This window comes from Mycolicibacterium pallens, assembly GCF_019456675.1.
Classification (GTDB): domain Bacteria; phylum Actinomycetota; class Actinomycetes; order Mycobacteriales; family Mycobacteriaceae; genus Mycobacterium; species Mycobacterium crocinum.
In genome coordinates this window covers 4788436-4803537 of record NZ_CP080333.1, presented here as the reverse complement: position 1 = coordinate 4803537, position 15102 = coordinate 4788436, and the positions used below count along the sequence as shown (strand labels likewise).

Below are 15102 nucleotides of genomic sequence, written 5' to 3'. Positions count from 1 at the left end.
TCACAAGCCCAGCGGCCACGACCCGATCACGTCGTCGGATTCCAGGCGGGCCAGCTCCTGATCCGTCAGACCCAGTGTCTGAGTGAAGATCTCGGTGTTGTGCTGACCGAGGAGCGGCGCGGGGCTGTCCACGAAGTGGCCGGTGACCGGCGGCCGCGGGTAGGGCAGCGGTCCGCACAACGGGTGGGACACCGTCTGAAAGAAGTCGCGGGCCTGCAGCGCCGGGTTGTCGATCACGTCGGGCGGCTGCAGAACGGGCGCCGCGGGGATACCGGCATCGAGCAGCGTCTCGACCGCAACGTCTCGGGCCTGGTCTTTCATCCACTCGGCCAGGTGAGCGTCGATCACATCACCCGCCTCCGTGTCGTACGCCAGACCGTGTGACCAGACGGGTTGTCCAAGAACCTCTTTGAGCGCATCCCAGTCGCCGCTGTGGCGAAGGCTGACCGCCGCCCACTGGTCGTTCCCGGCGCAGGCATACACGTTCTGCACGGCGAACTCGTGTCCGCGGTTACCCCGCCGGGTCAGCAGCACACCGGCGGCATCACGCTCGATGGTCTGCAGCGCACTGGCGTTGAGCACGACGTCGATCATCGGCACCTCGATCAACTGTCCCTGCCCGGTCCGGCGTCGATGCTCGAGAGCGGCGAGGGTCAGGAACGCGGCGTGCACACCGGCCAGTGGGTCGCAAGCACCGCGCGGTGCGGTCGGCAGATCGTCCGGGTAGCCGGTGATCCACGCCAGCCCGGCGAGCTGCTCCATCGTCATCGCGAACCCCACCCGGTCGCGCCACGGTCCGTCGAGCCCGAAGCCGGGCATGCGAACCTCGATGATCTGTTCGTTGAATCCGCGCAGCGCCTCGTAGCCCAGCCCGAAGTTCTCCATCACCCTCGGGGTGAAGTTCTCGATCACGACGTCGGCCTCGGTGACCATCCTGCCGAAAAGGTTTCTGCCGTCGTCCGATTCGAGATCCAATGTGACCGAGCGCTTGCCGGAGTTCACGCCGTGGAACACCCAGCTGTATTCCCACCACCGCTCGACGTCGGCCCGGAAGCCGCCGGCGAAGCGCATCCCGTCGGGCCGCTGCACCGATTCGATCTTGACCACGTCAGCGCCGAGCATCGCGAGCAGATGGGTGGCGGCCGGGCCGGCCCAGAACGCGGTCAGATCGACGATTTTGACGCCGTCGAGCGGCAGGCCCGGGCGGCCGTGCTTCGCACGAGCGGTCCAATCCCCGGCCGCATCACCGAGACTCGGTGGCAGTGCGGGTGGCAGCGGTGGCGTCTCGCTCATCCGCCACGGCGGGCCTGGTGACCGGAACCCGGCGGGATGGTCGAGGAACGAGTTGCGGGCGACGAAATGATCCATCCCCGCGAGGGTTTCACCATTGCCGATCGCCGCCATCGGGATACGGAACAGCTCGGCCAGTTCGACAATCTCCGCGACGGTGTGCGCGGCGAACCAGTCGGCGGTGCGCGCCCGGATGAGGTCGCGCTGTTCCCACCGGCCCACCTGGAACCGCAACTCCGGAACGTCAGCCAGGTCGGGACATTCGACCATGGCGCAGAAGTCCTGCCACTGCTGCCCGGTGGCCATCGAGATGCCCACGTAGCCGTCCTTGGCGCGTTCCACCGATGGCACCTCGGTGGACCGGCCGACGACCTCCAACAGCATCAATTCCTTACGCAGCCAGGAGAACACCTGCATCGAGGTGGTCATCGCCTCCAGCACCGACATGTCGAAGCCGTGGCCTCCCCGGTGCGCGGCGAGCGCGAAAAACGCTGCGTAGCTGCCTGCGATGAACTCGCCCAGGTCGCCCCCGACCGCGATCGGCGGGCGTTCGGGCTCGCCGCGGGAGCCGGTGGAGCCACACCAGGCCTGCATGGTGAATTCGGTGGCCGGCAACTCGGCCCACGGGCCCGCCCAGCCGAAGTTCGAGACGGTGACCACCGGCGTTGTGCAGCCTGCGATGTGATCGCTTTGCAAACCCATCGCGGCGGCCTGCTCGGGTGTGGCGCCGAGGATGACGACGTCGGCGGATTCGAGAAGCTCGGTGGAAATGGTCGCACTCGCGATGCTGCGCTTGCCGCCGGCCAGGAACGAGAAGAACGGGCTGTCGCCGTCCGTCGCTGCGATACCCGCCGGGCGGAAGCGACGCAGCGGGTGTCCGTCCGGCGGTTCGACCATCACCACGTCGGCGCCGGCGTCGCGCAGCAGCTTGCCGCAATACGCGGTGGCGATCCGGTCACCGATCTCGAGCACCCGGATACCCGACAGGGGAGAAGTCATGGGGCTCAGGCGATCCCGAAGTCGACGACGCCTCGGACCAGCCGACCGTTCAGCAGGTCGTCGAACGCGGTGTTGATGTCATCGAGGCGGTATCGTTCGGTGATCATCTCGTCGAGGCGCAGCTGACCGGCGGTGTACATGCCTGCCAACAGCGGGATTTCGGAGCGCGGATTGCACGATCCGAACACCGTCCCGCACAGCGTCTTGTTCATCAACACCAGATCCTGGATGTCCAGGTGCACGGGCAGCGCACCGGCCGGGGCCATGCCGGTCAACACACAGGTGCCGCCCTTGCGGGTCAGGGCCAGCGCGTCGCGGACATCGTCACCGGTGATGTCCGACGGAGCGACGACCACACAGTCGGCCATCACTCCACGCGTCAGTTCCCGGACAAGGTCTTTCGTGTCGGCCGCCGAGGCCGCGGTGTGGGTGGCGCCGAAGTCACATGCCGACTTCCGTTTGGTGTCAAGGGGATCCACCGCCACGATCGTCGTCGCCCCGTTGATCCGCGCACCCTGAATCGCAGCCGTCCCGATCCCGCCCGCGCCGACCACCACCACGGTGTCACCGCCGCGCACATTCCCACGATGGACCGCCGAGCCGTAACCGGTCGGGATCGCACACGCCAGCAGAGCCGCGGGGACCAGTGGAATGTCCTGATCGATCTTCACCAGCGAATCGGCCGCCACCACAGTGTGTTCGGCGAACGCACCGATCTTCGAGGTGTGTCCGACGTCGTCACCGTCGAGCGTGTGGTGACGGAACGTTCCGTCCGTCGGCATACCGGGCGTCAGCACGCCGGCGCCCTTGTCGCATAAGTACTCCATGCCCGAGGCGCACCAACGGCAGTGGCCGCACACCGCGACGAACGACGTCACCACGTGGTCACCGGGAGCCAGCCCGGTGACGCACGGGCCGACTTCGACGACGACTCCAGATCCCTCATGGCCGCCGATGGTCGGCGGACGGGTCGTCGGGGCGCCGGGTGGCGACATAAAGCCGTTGCGGATGTGGTCGTCGGAATGGCACAGCCCCGCGGCGGCCATCTGCACCAGCACCTCGCCGGCGCGCGGCGGGTCGAGCTCGAAGTCCTCGACCGACCAGGCGCCGCCGACCTCGCGGACGATCGCGGCCCGGCTTCTCATGGCCCTGACCTTACGGGCCGGCGATATTCCCAGGTTCGCGGAGAGTGAAACGGGGCGCGCGCTCCGCTTAGTCGGGGTTACGGTTCGGGCGTGGCAATCAAACTTGGACTTCAGATCCCGAACTTCTCTTACGGCACCGGTGTTGCCGAGCTGTTTCCCACCGTGATCGCGCAGGCCCAAGAGGCTGAAGCGGCCGGGTACGACTCGGTCTTCGTGATGGACCACTTCTATCAGCTGCCCGGCCTCGGTGCGCCCGAGGAGCCGATGCTGGAGGCGTACACCGCCCTCGGCGCATTGTCCGCCGCGACGCAGCGGGTGCAGTTGGGCACGCTGGTCACCGGCAACACCTATCGCAATCCCACGCTGCTGGCCAAGGCCATCACCACACTCGACGTGGCCAGCCAGGGCCGCGCGATCCTCGGCATCGGCACCGGCTGGTTCGAACTCGAACACGACTCACTGGGCTACGAGTTCGGCACCTTCACCGACCGGTTCAACAAGCTCCATGAGGCGCTGGACATCATCCTGCCGATGCTCAAGGGCGAGCGGGTCACGGTGGACGGCAAGTACTACAAGACGCAGGAGGCGTTCGCGAACCCGCGCTTCCGCGACCACATCCCGCTGATGATCGGCGGCAGCGGCGAGAAGAAGACGATTCCGTTGGCCGCCAAGCACTTCGACCATCTCAACATCATCGCCGGCTTCGACGAGCTGCCCCGCAAGGTCCAGGTCGTCAACGAGGCGTGCGAGAAGATCGGCCGCGACCCCGCCACGCTGGAGACGAGTGTGCTCGCGATCGCGCTGATCGATGAGAACATCACCGCCGACATGATCCCCGACGACTTCAAGCAGCAGGCCGTCTTCGGCAGCCCGGAACAGATCGCCGACCAGATCAAGACCAAGGTGCTCGACGCCGGCGTCGACGGCGTCATCCTCAGTGCGGCGACGATCAACGGCTACAAGCCCGGTGGCGTCACCGCGGTCGCGGAGATCCTGAAGCCGGTCCTGGGGCTCTGAGGCGCGATCCCCGAGATCGACACCATGGCTGTGGATGAACCGGATTCACGACCCTCATGCAGATTTCGGTAGAGGCATCCGTCGACGGGTGAACGCGTCTTCCACGCGGTGGAGGATGTATGCCCGGCTGTGCTCCTTCACCACGCGGATGATCAGCCAGCCCAACGCCTCGAGCATGTCGTAGCGGCTGATGTCGCGGACATGTTGGCCGCGATCGGACTGGTGGTGCGCACCCTCGTACTCCAGCCCGATCTTCGGCTCATCCCATCCGAGGTCGACGAACGCCGTCGCATAGCCGTCGGAGACGGGGATCTGAGTGACGGGGCGGGGGTATCCGGCTTCGATCAACAGCAGCCGTAGCCAGGTTTCCCGCGGTGACTGGGCGCCGGCGTCGGTCAGCGGCAGCACGGTTCGTGCTCGTTGGATTCCTCTCGCGCCCGGATACCGGTCCGCAAGCGCGAGCGCGGCGGCGGCTTCGAACCCGGTGGCCGCCGCGAGGGCATCGAGATGGGCAACGGCCTCGCCCCGCGGTAGGTGACGGGCAACATCGAGCGCGGTGCGTGCTGGTGTGGTGACGGCCAAGTCTCCGAGCGGCTCGAATTCATCCGGATGGATGCGTTCCGCCCGCACGATGACGCCAGCCTGGCGGCGGCGGGCGCGTCCGATGAGTTCGATGGGGGTCGTCGGTGCGACCCATGACGTCCCGTGGAGAGCGGCCGCTGCTCGGCCGGCGATGATGCCGTCGGGTACCCACAGTGCCGCTGCGCGGGTGCGGACGTCGAGCGTGCGTTCGGCTCCGTTGCGGATGTACACATCGGGGTGTATCGCGGTGTAGTTCCAGCGCAGCTGGCCCCGCGTCAGCAGACCGTCGGCGACTGCTGCGCTTCCGGTGAAGGGCAACGGCATGCTCGTATGTTGCGGCGCGGGAACAAAACCTAGTAGTCAGCACCGCGAAAACGACGTCAGGGCTGTGGAATTCCCGGATTCACGACCCTGGTGTCGATCTCGCGCCGAACTAGCGCCAACTGGGCAGCCAGATCTCCATGTTCCACGTCGCCTGCGAGATCGGGACACCGGTCAGCACCGGGTACAGCCACGCGAAGTTGGTGATCACCAGGGCGACATAGCAGCTCACCACGATCAGCCCGAGCGTTCGTCGTTCGGCATTCTGATTGCGGGCGTGCAGGATGTCGCCGAGGATCAGCGCGATCGCCATGACCAGGAACGGCGCCATCGGCACCGCGTAGAAGAAGTACATCTGCCGGTCGATGTCGGCGAACCACGGCAAGAACCCCGCGCCGTACCCGGTGAGCACCACCGCATAGCGCCAGTCGCGGCGAACGAACGTGCGCCACAACGCATAGAGCAGAACAGGCACCGCCAGCCACCACATCGCGGGTGTGCCCACCAACATCACGGCCTTCACGCACGACGCGCTGCCGCACCCGGGGACGTTCTGGTTGTCGATCGCATACAGCACCGGCCGCAACGACATCGGCCACGTCCACGGCTTGGACTCCCACGGATGGTGGTTGCCGTTCGCGTTCGTCAGCGTCGAATGGAAGTGATACGCCTTGTACGTGTAGTGCCACAGCGACCGGATCGCGTCCGGCGGCTGGAACCACTGCCGTTCGCCGATCGACTGCCCGACCTCGTAGCGGTTGACCGCCGTCTCGGAGGAGAACCACGGCGCATACGACGCCAGGTACACCGCGAACGGAATCAGCAGGAACACATACGCGGTCGGCCCGACGTCGCGGCGAATCGTGCCGAACCACGGCCGGGGCACCCGGTAGGCGCGGCGCGCGGCGATGTCGAACGCCAGCGACATCGCACCGAAGAACACGATGTAGTACAGCCCCGACCATTTGGTCGCGAACGCCAGGCCCAGCAGCACGCCCGCCCCGAAGCGCCACCACCGCACACCAAGGCGCGGACCCCACGGCGTCTCGGCGATGCGGCCCTCCAGCAGGGCGTTGTGCATGCGTTCGCGGACTTGGTCGCGGTCGACGATCAACGCCCCGAACGCCGCGACGACGAAGAACGTCTGAATGCCGTCGAGCAGCGCGGTGCGCGACGCGACGAAGCTCACCCCGTCGGCGATCAGCAGCAGACCGGCGATCGCGCCGACCAGCGTCGAGCGGCTGATCCGGCGCACGATCCGCACGACGAGCGCGATCATCACCACGCCGAGCACCGCGGTGGTGAACCGCCAGCCGACGCCGTTGTAGCCGAAGATCGCCTCACCCAGCGCGATCATCTGCTTGCCGACCGGCGGGTGCACCACCAGCCCGAACCCGGGGTTGTCCTCGACGCCGTAGTTGAACAGCATCTGCCAGGCCTGCGGCGCGTAATGCTTCTCGTCGAAGATCGGCGTGCCCGCATCGGTGGGCGAGCCGAGGTTCATCAACCGGGTCAGCGCGGCCAGCGCGGCGATGATCGCGGTGGCCACCCAGCCCTCGATGCGGTCGACCGGGCCGAAGTCGGCGACCGGCACCAATGGTCCGGGGCTGATGACGGGTGCGTGGCGCTGGTGCGCGGCGAGGTCATCGGCGGTGGTGGTCATCGTCTGCGATCGTAGGCTGTCGGGCGTGACGACTGGTCGACTGATCCTCGGTGCCACGCCGCTGGGACAACCGGGTGACGCCTCGAAACGACTGGTCGACGCGTTGGCGACGGTCGATGTGGTGGCTGCCGAGGACACCCGCCGGGTGCGGTCCCTGGCGCAATCACTGGGTGTGAAGATCGCCGGTCGGGTGGTCAGCCTGTTCGACCAGAACGAGGCCGCCCGGGTTCCCGCGCTGGTGGACGACATCAAGGCCGGCGCCACGGTGCTGGTGGTCAGCGACGCCGGGATGCCCCTGATCAACGATCCGGGCTACCGGATGGTGACGGCCTGTATCGACGTCGGGATAGCTGTTTCGTGTTTGCCCGGCCCGTCGGCGGTCACCACCGCGCTGGCCGTCTCGGGGCTGCCGTCGGACCGGTTTTGCTTCGAGGGGTTCGCGCCTCGTAAGCAGTCGGCGCGCCGGGCTTGGCTTGGCGGCCTGGCGGCCGAACAGCGCACCTGCGTGTTCTTCGAATCGCCGCGACGGCTGGCCGACTGCCTGCACGACGCGGTCGACGAGCTCGGTGGCGAGCGACGGGTGGTGGTGTGCCGGGAGCTGACCAAGGTGCACGAGGAGATCCTGCGCGGCTCGCTGGCCGAGCTCGCGGAGTGGGCCGACGAGAACGTGCTCGGCGAGATCACCGTGGTGCTCGCCGGCGCGGTGCCGACAACCGACCTGCCGTCGCTGGTCGCCGCGGTCGATGAGTTGGTAGCCGACGGTATGCGGGTCAAGGACGCGTGCGCGCGGGTTGTCGAGGCCCATCCGGGCGCACCGTCGAAGCGTGAGCTCTACGACGCGGTGCTGCGTTCGCGCTCGGATGCCTGAATGACCGGCGCGGCTTTGTGGAGGCATTCCTGCCACTCGGCCGCCGGGTCGGAGTCGGCGGTGATGCCGCCGCCGACGCCCAGCACCGCCGTGCCGTGGGCATCGAACTCGACGGTGCGGATCGCGACGTTCAGTTCGGTGCCCGCGACCGGCGACGCCATCCCGACCGTCCCGCAGTACACTCCTCGCCGGCGCGGTTCCCACTCTGAAAGCAGTTGACGCGCATGGGTTTTCGGTGTTCCGGTTACCGACGCCGGCGGGAACATCGCGGCCAGTAGGGCGGCGTTGGGCAGCCCCGGGGGCACCTTGGCCGCGACGGTCGACACCAGATGCCACACGCCGGGCGCAGCCCGCACACTGAGAAGCTCGGCGACGGTGACGGTTCCGGTCTCGGCGAGCCGGCCGAGATCGTTGCGCACCAGGTCGACGATCATGATGTTTTCGGCCACGTCCTTGACCGATGCCAGCAACTCGTCGGGCGGCCGGTGCAACGGCAGCGTCCCCTTGATCGGACTGGACGTCACGTCGGTGCCGGTGCGGCGCAGGAACAGTTCCGGTGACAGCGAGGCCACCGCACCCCAGTCGCCGGAGAGGTAGGCCGCCCGCGCCGGCGTCGTTCGCGTCACCGCGTCGGCGAAGAACTCACACGACGAGCCGCGCAACACCCCGGTGAACTGGGTGCACACGCAGGCCTGGTACACCTCGCCGGCACCGATCGCGTCCAGGCAGTCCAGTACCCCGGCTTGATGTCGAGCGAAATCCGGCTCGTGCCAGTCGACTTCGTACAGCCCAGGCGATACCGGAGACGACAGCGCCTCGGCCACCCACCCGGCTATCGGTGCGGCGGAGAGGCTTTCGTGCCACCAGCAACCGTCGCGGTCCAACCGCAGCACGCTGTCGGTCCAGCCGCCGGCCGCCTCGGGAATTCGCGGTGCACGGCCATCGGCGGCGGCATCGGGATACGACAGATACCCGATCCATCCGCCGCCGACCGCCCCATCGCTGCTCCCCGGCAGTACGTCGAACACCTGCGAAGGCCGGACCGGGCACACCGAGACGGTCGGCGCGATCACCGCCGCCGAACCGAACCACTCACCGACGAGCGCTGCAGGCGGCGCCAATCCGCGCCGAGTGGCGCCACCGGCCACGGCGCGCAGAACCTCGGCGGCGGTGCCGAGATCTCCGAGCCGGTCGGTGCGCATCGCCATAGCCTGACGGCTGCGGCCAGCAGACGCAAAGCTCAGCGGCTGATCTCCCTGGGTACTGTCACCGCGGCGAGCTTCTCCGGGTTGCGCATTGCGTAGAAGTTCGTGATCACGCCGTCGCTGAACTCGATGGTGAACACACCTTCGGGCTGGTCGTGGTGATAGATCACCACGGCCGGCGCACTGTTGTAGCTCGCGACCTCGACCCGATACTCCGGAGTCGCCTGACGGAACAGGCCGAGGATGAAGCGGGCCACCTTGTCCGCGCCCAGAATCGGCCTGCGGGCCGCGCTGGCCTTGCCGTCGCTGTCGGAGGTGAACACCACGTCCGGTGCCAGCAAGCTCATCAACCCGTCCAGGTCGCCGGTCGCGGCGGCGGTGAGGAACTGCGTGGTGAGCTGCCCGGACTGTTGCGGGTCGAGCGGGGAGAACCGCCGACGGCGCGAGTGCACGTGCTCGCGGGCGCGATGCGCCATCTGGCGCACCGCGGCCGTGGATTTGACGATGGCGTCGGCGATCTCGTCGTGGCTGAAGCCGAACACCTCGCGCAGCACGAACACCGCACGCTCGTCGGGAGTCAGCGTCTCGAGCACCACCAGCATCGCCATCGACACCGACTCGGCAAGCACCACGTCGGCGGCGCCGTCGTGCTCATCGAGCAGCAGCGGTTCGGGCAGCCAGGGGCCGACGTAGTCCTCCCGCCTGCGGGCCTGCGAGCGCAGGGTGTTCAGCGCCTGCCGGGTGACCAGCTGCGCCAGGTAGGCCTTGGTGTCCCGAACCTCATCCAAATCCACCGTCGCCCAACGTAAATAGCTGTCCTGCAGCACGTCGTCGGCTTCGGTGGCCGAACCGAGGATCTCGTAGGCGATCGTGAACAGCAGGGGCCGCAGCAGAGTGAACCGCTCGGCGTGCTCGTCGGCCGCGGTCACGGGGTCACCACCGGCTCGGGAGCCGGGCGCTTTCCGCCGCCCTTGAGCCAGAAGTAGGAGCCGGGCTTGCGTGCCTCGCGGCGCAGGAAGCTGATGGTGCCCTTGCAGACCGCCTCTTTGATCGTCGCTGCGGTGTGCCCGCCGATGTACAGCGGCAGCGGGACGTCGTTGGTGCGGGCGATCTGGATCGTTCCCCCGCCCCGGCCGAGGCTGATGCACTGGCCGGTGAACGCCTGGCTGATCACCGCGGGCTGCTCGCCGGCGATCCGTGCCAGCACGGTGTTGGCGGCCTGGGCGCCCAGCGGGATCGCGGCCTGGCAGCTCATCCGCAGCGGCTGGTTCGACGGGGCGGCGGCGTCGCCGGCGGCGACGATCCGGTCGCTGTCCACACTGGTCAGCGTCTCGTCGGTGAGCAGCCGGCCGATCGCGTCGGTGTGCAGGCCGGAGCGCACGGCAAGATCGGGCACACCGAACCCGGCGGTCCAGATCGTCATCGCGCTCGCCAGCCGGCGCCCGTCGCCCAGGGTCACCGCATCGGCGGCCACCGCGGTCACCATGGCCTGCGGCCCGTCGACGATCTCCACACCGAGCTTGCGCAGCCGCTTGGCCACCGACCGACGACCGGGCGTGCTCAGGTAGGGGCCGAGCACCGCGCCGCACACCAGCGTGACCTTGCGGCCCTGCTCGGCGAGTTCGGCGGCGGTCTCGATGCCGGTCGGCCCGGCGCCGACCACACACACCGGCGCGCGAGAGTGCAGGTCGTTCAGCGCGGCGGTCAGTCGTTGCGCTTCTTCGAGATCGGCGATGGGATAAGCGAATTCGTCGGCTCCCGGAACGGCAGGCGCGGCGGAGCCGCTGCCGACCGCGTAGATCAGGTAGTCGTAGGGCAGCGGCGGCCCGCTGAACAGTTCGACCTGCCGCGCCGCGGTATCGATGCGGGTGGCGGCGTCGACCACCAGCTCGATGCCCGCGCCGAGGATGTCGGCGTAGGCATGTGTGGCGTCATCTGAACCGGTGATCAGCTGGTGCAGCCGGATCCGTTCGACGAAGTCGGGGCGGGGGTTCACCAGGGTGATGTCCACTCCCGCGCGCAGCCGCAAATGATTGGCCGCGATCACTCCGGCGTAACCGCCGCCGATCACCACAACTTTCACTCGTTGCTCGGTCATCACATCTCTCCTTTGAGGTCGCTGAGCGTGCTGACCTCGAGACACCATCCGCGCCGCGGTTGTGACATCCGCGGTCGCAAGTGTGGTTCAGATCACTCAGACTAAGCCCAGAGCAAGCATCGCGTCCGCGACCCGGATGAAGCCGGCGATGTTGGCACCCGCGGCATAATTTCCCGGCTGTCCGTACTCCTCGGCGGTGGACAGACACCGGTCGTGAATGCGGCGCATGATCTCCGCGAGCCGTGCTTCGGTGTCCTCGAACGTCCACGAATCGCGCGAGGCATTCTGTTGCATCTCGAGCGCGCTGGTGGCCACCCCGCCGGCGTTGGCCGCCTTGCCCGGCGCGAACGTCACCCCGGCTGCGTCGAAGCGCTTCACCGCCTCGGGCGTGCACGGCATGTTGGCGCCCTCGGCGACGATGCGGCAACCAGAGTCGATGAGCATGTCTGCGTCGTCTCCGCCGAGCTCGTTCTGGGTGGCGCAGGGCAGTGCGATGTCGCAGGCCACCTCCCACACACTGCGAGATGTCACCAGGTGCGCCGTGCCGCGGCGGGCTTCGACGTAGTCGGCGATCCTGCCGCGGCGCGACTCCTTCACCTCTTTGAGAAGTTCGAGATCGATGCCCTTCTCGTCGTAGACGTACCCGCTGGAATCCGAGCAGGCGACCACCGAGCCGCCGAGTGCGTGCACCTTCTCGATGGCGTAGATCGCCACATTGCCGGATCCCGAGACCACCACCTTCTTGCCGTCGAACGACTGGCCTTCAGCACGCAGGATCTCGTCGACGAAGAACACCGTCCCGTACCCGGTGGCCTCGGTGCGGACCTGCGAGCCGCCCCAGGTCAGCCCCTTGCCGGTGAACACCCCGGACTCGTAGCGGTTGGTGATCCGCTTGTATTGGCCGAAGAGATAACCGATTTCGCGCATCCCCACGCCGATGTCACCGGCGGGCACATCGGTGTACTCGCCGAGGTGCCGGTACAGCTCGGTCATGAACGACTGGCAGAACCGCATGATCTCGCCATCCGAACGGCCCTTGGGGTCGAAGTCCGAGCCGCCCTTGGCGCCGCCGATGGGCAGGCCGGTCAGCGAGTTCTTGAAAATCTGCTCGAAGCCGAGGAACTTCACGATCCCCAGGTACACCGACGGATGAAATCGCAGTCCGCCCTTGAAAGGGCCCAACGCAGAATTGAATTCGACTCGGAAGCCGCGGTTGATCTGCACGGTGCCGGAGTCGTCGAACCACGGCACGCGGAAGATGATCTGCCGTTCGGGCTCGCACAACCGGCGGATGACCGCGGTGTCGACGTAGTCGGGATGCTTCTCGACTACCGGGCCGAGGCTGTTGAGCACCTCGTACACGGCCTGATGGAACTCGACCTCGCCAGGGTTGCGCCGGGCGACCTCGTCATAGATGTCGTGCAGTTCTCGGTGTAGTTCAGTCATCTCAATCGGTTTGGTAGCGGGGGAAGACACCGGTGGGTGCCGGCAGGTCGGTGCCCGGCGCGATGCGCACCGCGACCGCGCCGAAATCCCGCGCCGACTCGGTCTGCCCGAGCAGATCGAGGAGCTTGCCCGCGGAGTCCGGCATGACTGGCTGCACCAGCAGAGCCGCGATGCGCACGACCTCGAGCGTTACGTACAGCACGGTGCGGAACCGTTCCTGGTCGGCGGCGGCCTCCGACTTGCGCAGGACCCACGGTTCCTGCGCCGAGAAGTAGCGATTGGCCGCCCCGAGCATCGCCCAGATCGCCTCCAGCGCAAGGTGCATGGCGGGCACGTCGAAATGTGCGCGCACCCGCGGCAGCAACTCGTCGGCCAGTGCCAGCAGTTCCCGGTCGGCGTCGGTGAACTCGCCCGGCTCCGGCACAGAGGCGCCGAGGTTCTTGTTGACCATCGACAGCGAGCGCTGTGCCAGGTTCCCGAACTCGTTGGCCAGATCGGCGTTGATACGGCCGATGATGGCGTCCTCGCTGTAGCTGCCGTCCTGTCCGAACGGCACCTCCCGCAGCAGGAAGTAGCGCACCTGGTCGAGCCCGAACGCGTCGACGAGCGCGAACGGGTCGACGACGTTGCCCACCGATTTACTCATCTTCTCCCCGCTGTTGAGCAGGAAGCCGTGCACGAAAACCCTTCGGGGAAGCTCGATTCCGGCCGACATCAGGAACGCGGGCCAGTACACGGTGTGGAACCGGATGATGTCCTTGCCGATCATGTGCAGATCGGCGGGCCAGTACTTGCGGAACGCCTCGGAGTCGATGTCTGGAAAGCCCGCGCCGGTGAGGTAGTTGGTCAACGCGTCGACCCACACGTACATGACGTGGTCGGGGTGGTCGGGGACCGGGACACCCCAGTCGAAGGTGGTCCGCGAGATCGACAGGTCGCGCAGCCCGCCCGAGACGAAGCTGACGACCTCGTTGCGGCGGACGTCGGGGCCGATGAACTCGGGGTGCGCCGCATAGTGGGCGAGCAGCCGCTCGGCGTATGCCGACAGCCGGAAGAAGTAGGTCTGCTCCTCGGTCCACGTCACCGGGGTTCCGGTCTCGATGGAGTACTTCGCACCGTCGGCGCGGGTCTCGAGCTCGTCCTCGGTATAGAAGCGCTCGTCGCGCACCGAGTACCAGCCCGAATAGGAGTCGAGGTAGATGTCGCCCGCGGCGTCCATCCGCTTCCAGATCTCGATGGAGGCGTCGATGTGGTCGGCGTCGGTGGTCCGGATGAACCGGTCGAATGAGGCGCCCAGCTTTTCCTGCATCGCCTGGAACGCATCGGAGTTGCGCCGGGCCAGATCCGCGGTCGGGATGCCCTCGGCCGCAGCGGTCTGCACCATCTTCAACCCGTGCTCGTCGGTGCCGGTCAGGTAGCGCACGTCGAATCCGTCGAGCCGCTTGAAGCGGGCGATCGCATCGGTCGCGATGTACTCGTAGGCGTGCCCGATGTGCGGCGCCCCGTTGGGGTACGCGATCGCGGTGGTGAGGTAGTACGGCGGCTTGGTCATGTCAGGATCACTTTAGGGTGTGGACGTGAGTTCGAAACGCGAGCCGCCGCCCCTGCCAGAGCCGTTGACGCCGCTGATCGATGCCCACACCCACCTAGATGCGTGCGGTGCCCGCACTGCCGACGACGTGCGCGCGATCCTCGACCGCGCAGGCGAAGCCGGAGTGGTGGCGGCGGTGACCATCGCCGACGATCTCGACGCCGCCCGCTGGGCCGCGCAGGCGGCGACGTGGGATCCGCGGGTCTACGCCGCGGTCGCGCTGCATCCGACGCGGGCCAACGCCCTCAACGACGATGCCCGTGCCGAACTCGAACAGCTGGCCGGCCACGAGCGGGTGGTGGCGGTCGGGGAGACCGGCATGGACCTCTACTGGCCGGGCAAGCTCGACGGCTGCGCCGATCCTTCCGCTCAGCGGGAGTCTTTTGCCTGGCATATCGACCTCGCGAAACGCACCGGCAAACCGCTGATGATCCACAACCGCGACGCCGACGCCGAGGTGCTCGACGTGCTGCGCGCCGAGGGCCCGCCGGAGACCGTCATCTTCCACTGCTTCTCGTCTGGCCCCGAGATCGCCCGCACCTGCGTCGATGCGGGCTGGGTGCTGAGCCTGTCCGGCACGGTCAGCTTCAAGAACGCCCGTGACCTGCGGGAGGCGGCCGTCTTGATCCCGCCGGACCAGCTGCTGGTCGAGACCGACGCTCCATTTCTGACCCCGCATCCGTTTCGCGGCGCCCCCAACGAGCCGTATTGCCTGCCCTACACGGTGCGCGCGCTGGCCGAGGTCGTCGACCGCCCGGCGGAGTTGCTGGCCGAGCAGTCATCGGCCACCGCGCGGCGGGTCTACGGTGTCTAAGGGTCTGTTGAGAGCGGCGAGCTCGGGTTGCTCCGGACCGGGATGGTTCGTTACCGTCTTGTG

At 67.6% G+C, this 15102-nt stretch carries 12 protein-coding genes; 3 read left to right on the top strand and 9 right to left on the bottom strand.

Annotation, left to right across the window (positions count from 1 at the left end; translation table 11 throughout):
* Window positions 1-2289 carry a CaiB/BaiF CoA-transferase family protein gene (locus K0O64_RS23305; protein WP_096312148.1) on the bottom strand — a complete coding sequence of 763 codons (2289 nt, stop codon included), beginning with the start codon at window positions 2287-2289 and terminating at the stop codon, window positions 1-3.
* A gap of 5 nt (window positions 2290-2294) precedes the next feature.
* On the bottom strand, window positions 2295-3434 hold the full coding sequence (locus K0O64_RS23300) for an NDMA-dependent alcohol dehydrogenase (protein WP_220045779.1): 1140 nt from the start codon (window positions 3432-3434) through the stop codon (window positions 2295-2297).
* Between the two features lie 90 nt (window positions 3435-3524).
* Here K0O64_RS23300 and K0O64_RS23295 point away from each other — a divergent pair, with 90 nt between their 5' ends.
* Window positions 3525-4451, top strand: a complete 927-nt coding sequence (locus tag K0O64_RS23295) for an LLM class F420-dependent oxidoreductase (RefSeq protein ID WP_071949453.1) — start codon at window positions 3525-3527, stop codon at window positions 4449-4451.
* 54 nt (window positions 4452-4505) lie between these two features.
* Here the strand turns inward: K0O64_RS23295 and K0O64_RS23290 are convergent, their stop codons facing one another.
* Both K0O64_RS23290 and K0O64_RS23285 read right to left on the bottom strand, forming a co-directional pair.
* Entirely contained in the window at window positions 4506-5357 is an 852-nt protein-coding gene (locus tag K0O64_RS23290; protein WP_071949454.1) for a type IV toxin-antitoxin system AbiEi family antitoxin, read from the bottom strand.
* 109 nt (window positions 5358-5466) lie between these two features.
* Window positions 5467-7017, bottom strand: coding sequence for a dolichyl-phosphate-mannose--protein mannosyltransferase (locus tag K0O64_RS23285; RefSeq protein WP_071949455.1), 1551 nt, complete (start codon window positions 7015-7017; stop codon window positions 5467-5469).
* 25 nt (window positions 7018-7042) lie between these two features.
* On the opposite strand from K0O64_RS23285, the gene rsmI reads away from it, so the two are divergent.
* Window positions 7043-7885: a 16S rRNA (cytidine(1402)-2'-O)-methyltransferase gene (gene rsmI / locus K0O64_RS23280; protein ID WP_071949456.1), complete on the top strand. Its 843-nt coding sequence runs from the start codon at window positions 7043-7045 to the stop codon at window positions 7883-7885.
* On the opposite strand, the gene K0O64_RS23275 is transcribed toward rsmI, so the two are convergent.
* The 5 genes from K0O64_RS23275 to metG form a co-directional block, all read right to left on the bottom strand.
* On the bottom strand, window positions 7849-9087 hold the full coding sequence (locus K0O64_RS23275; protein WP_071950350.1) for an aminodeoxychorismate synthase component I: 1239 nt from the start codon (window positions 9085-9087) through the stop codon (window positions 7849-7851). The genes rsmI and K0O64_RS23275 overlap by 37 nt on opposite strands.
* 38 nt (window positions 9088-9125) lie before the next feature.
* On the bottom strand, window positions 9126-10019 hold the full coding sequence (locus tag K0O64_RS23270; protein WP_071949457.1) for an RNA polymerase sigma-70 factor: 894 nt from the start codon (window positions 10017-10019) through the stop codon (window positions 9126-9128).
* On the bottom strand, window positions 10016-11188 hold the full coding sequence (locus K0O64_RS23265; protein ID WP_220045778.1) for an NAD(P)/FAD-dependent oxidoreductase: 1173 nt from the start codon (window positions 11186-11188) through the stop codon (window positions 10016-10018). Before K0O64_RS23265 ends, K0O64_RS23270 begins: the two co-directional genes overlap by 4 nt.
* Before the next feature lie 96 nt (window positions 11189-11284).
* Window positions 11285-12634, bottom strand: coding sequence for an NADP-specific glutamate dehydrogenase (gdhA, locus tag K0O64_RS23260; RefSeq protein WP_071949459.1), 1350 nt, complete (start codon window positions 12632-12634; stop codon window positions 11285-11287).
* Between the two features lies 1 nt (window position 12635).
* On the bottom strand, window positions 12636-14186 hold the full coding sequence (gene metG, locus K0O64_RS23255) for a methionine--tRNA ligase (protein ID WP_071949460.1): 1551 nt from the start codon (window positions 14184-14186) through the stop codon (window positions 12636-12638).
* A 25-nt stretch (window positions 14187-14211) separates the two neighbouring features.
* Here metG and K0O64_RS23250 point away from each other — a divergent pair, with 25 nt between their 5' ends.
* Window positions 14212-15039, top strand: a complete 828-nt coding sequence (locus tag K0O64_RS23250) for a TatD family hydrolase (protein ID WP_071950351.1) — start codon at window positions 14212-14214, stop codon at window positions 15037-15039.
* The last annotated feature ends 63 nt before the right edge of the window (window positions 15040-15102 follow it).

Excerpts from the sequence above, each read along its gene's own strand:
- K0O64_RS23305 (WP_096312148.1), bottom strand. The coding sequence starts at position 2,289 with ATGACTTCTCCCCTGTCGGGTATCCGGGTGCTCGAGATCGGTGACCGG.
- K0O64_RS23300 (WP_220045779.1), bottom strand. The coding sequence starts at position 3,434 with ATGAGAAGCCGGGCCGCGATCGTCCGCGAGGTCGGCGGCGCCTGGTCG.
- K0O64_RS23290 (WP_071949454.1), bottom strand. The coding sequence starts at position 5,357 with ATGCCGTTGCCCTTCACCGGAAGCGCAGCAGTCGCCGACGGTCTGCTG.
- K0O64_RS23285 (WP_071949455.1), bottom strand. The coding sequence starts at position 7,017 with ATGACCACCACCGCCGATGACCTCGCCGCGCACCAGCGCCACGCACCC.
- K0O64_RS23275 (WP_071950350.1), bottom strand. The coding sequence starts at position 9,087 with ATGCGCACCGACCGGCTCGGAGATCTCGGCACCGCCGCCGAGGTTCTG.
- K0O64_RS23265 (WP_220045778.1), bottom strand. The coding sequence starts at position 11,188 with ATGACCGAGCAACGAGTGAAAGTTGTGGTGATCGGCGGCGGTTACGCC.
- gdhA (WP_071949459.1), bottom strand. The coding sequence starts at position 12,634 with ATGACTGAACTACACCGAGAACTGCACGACATCTATGACGAGGTCGCC.
- metG (WP_071949460.1), bottom strand. The coding sequence starts at position 14,186 with ATGACCAAGCCGCCGTACTACCTCACCACCGCGATCGCGTACCCCAAC.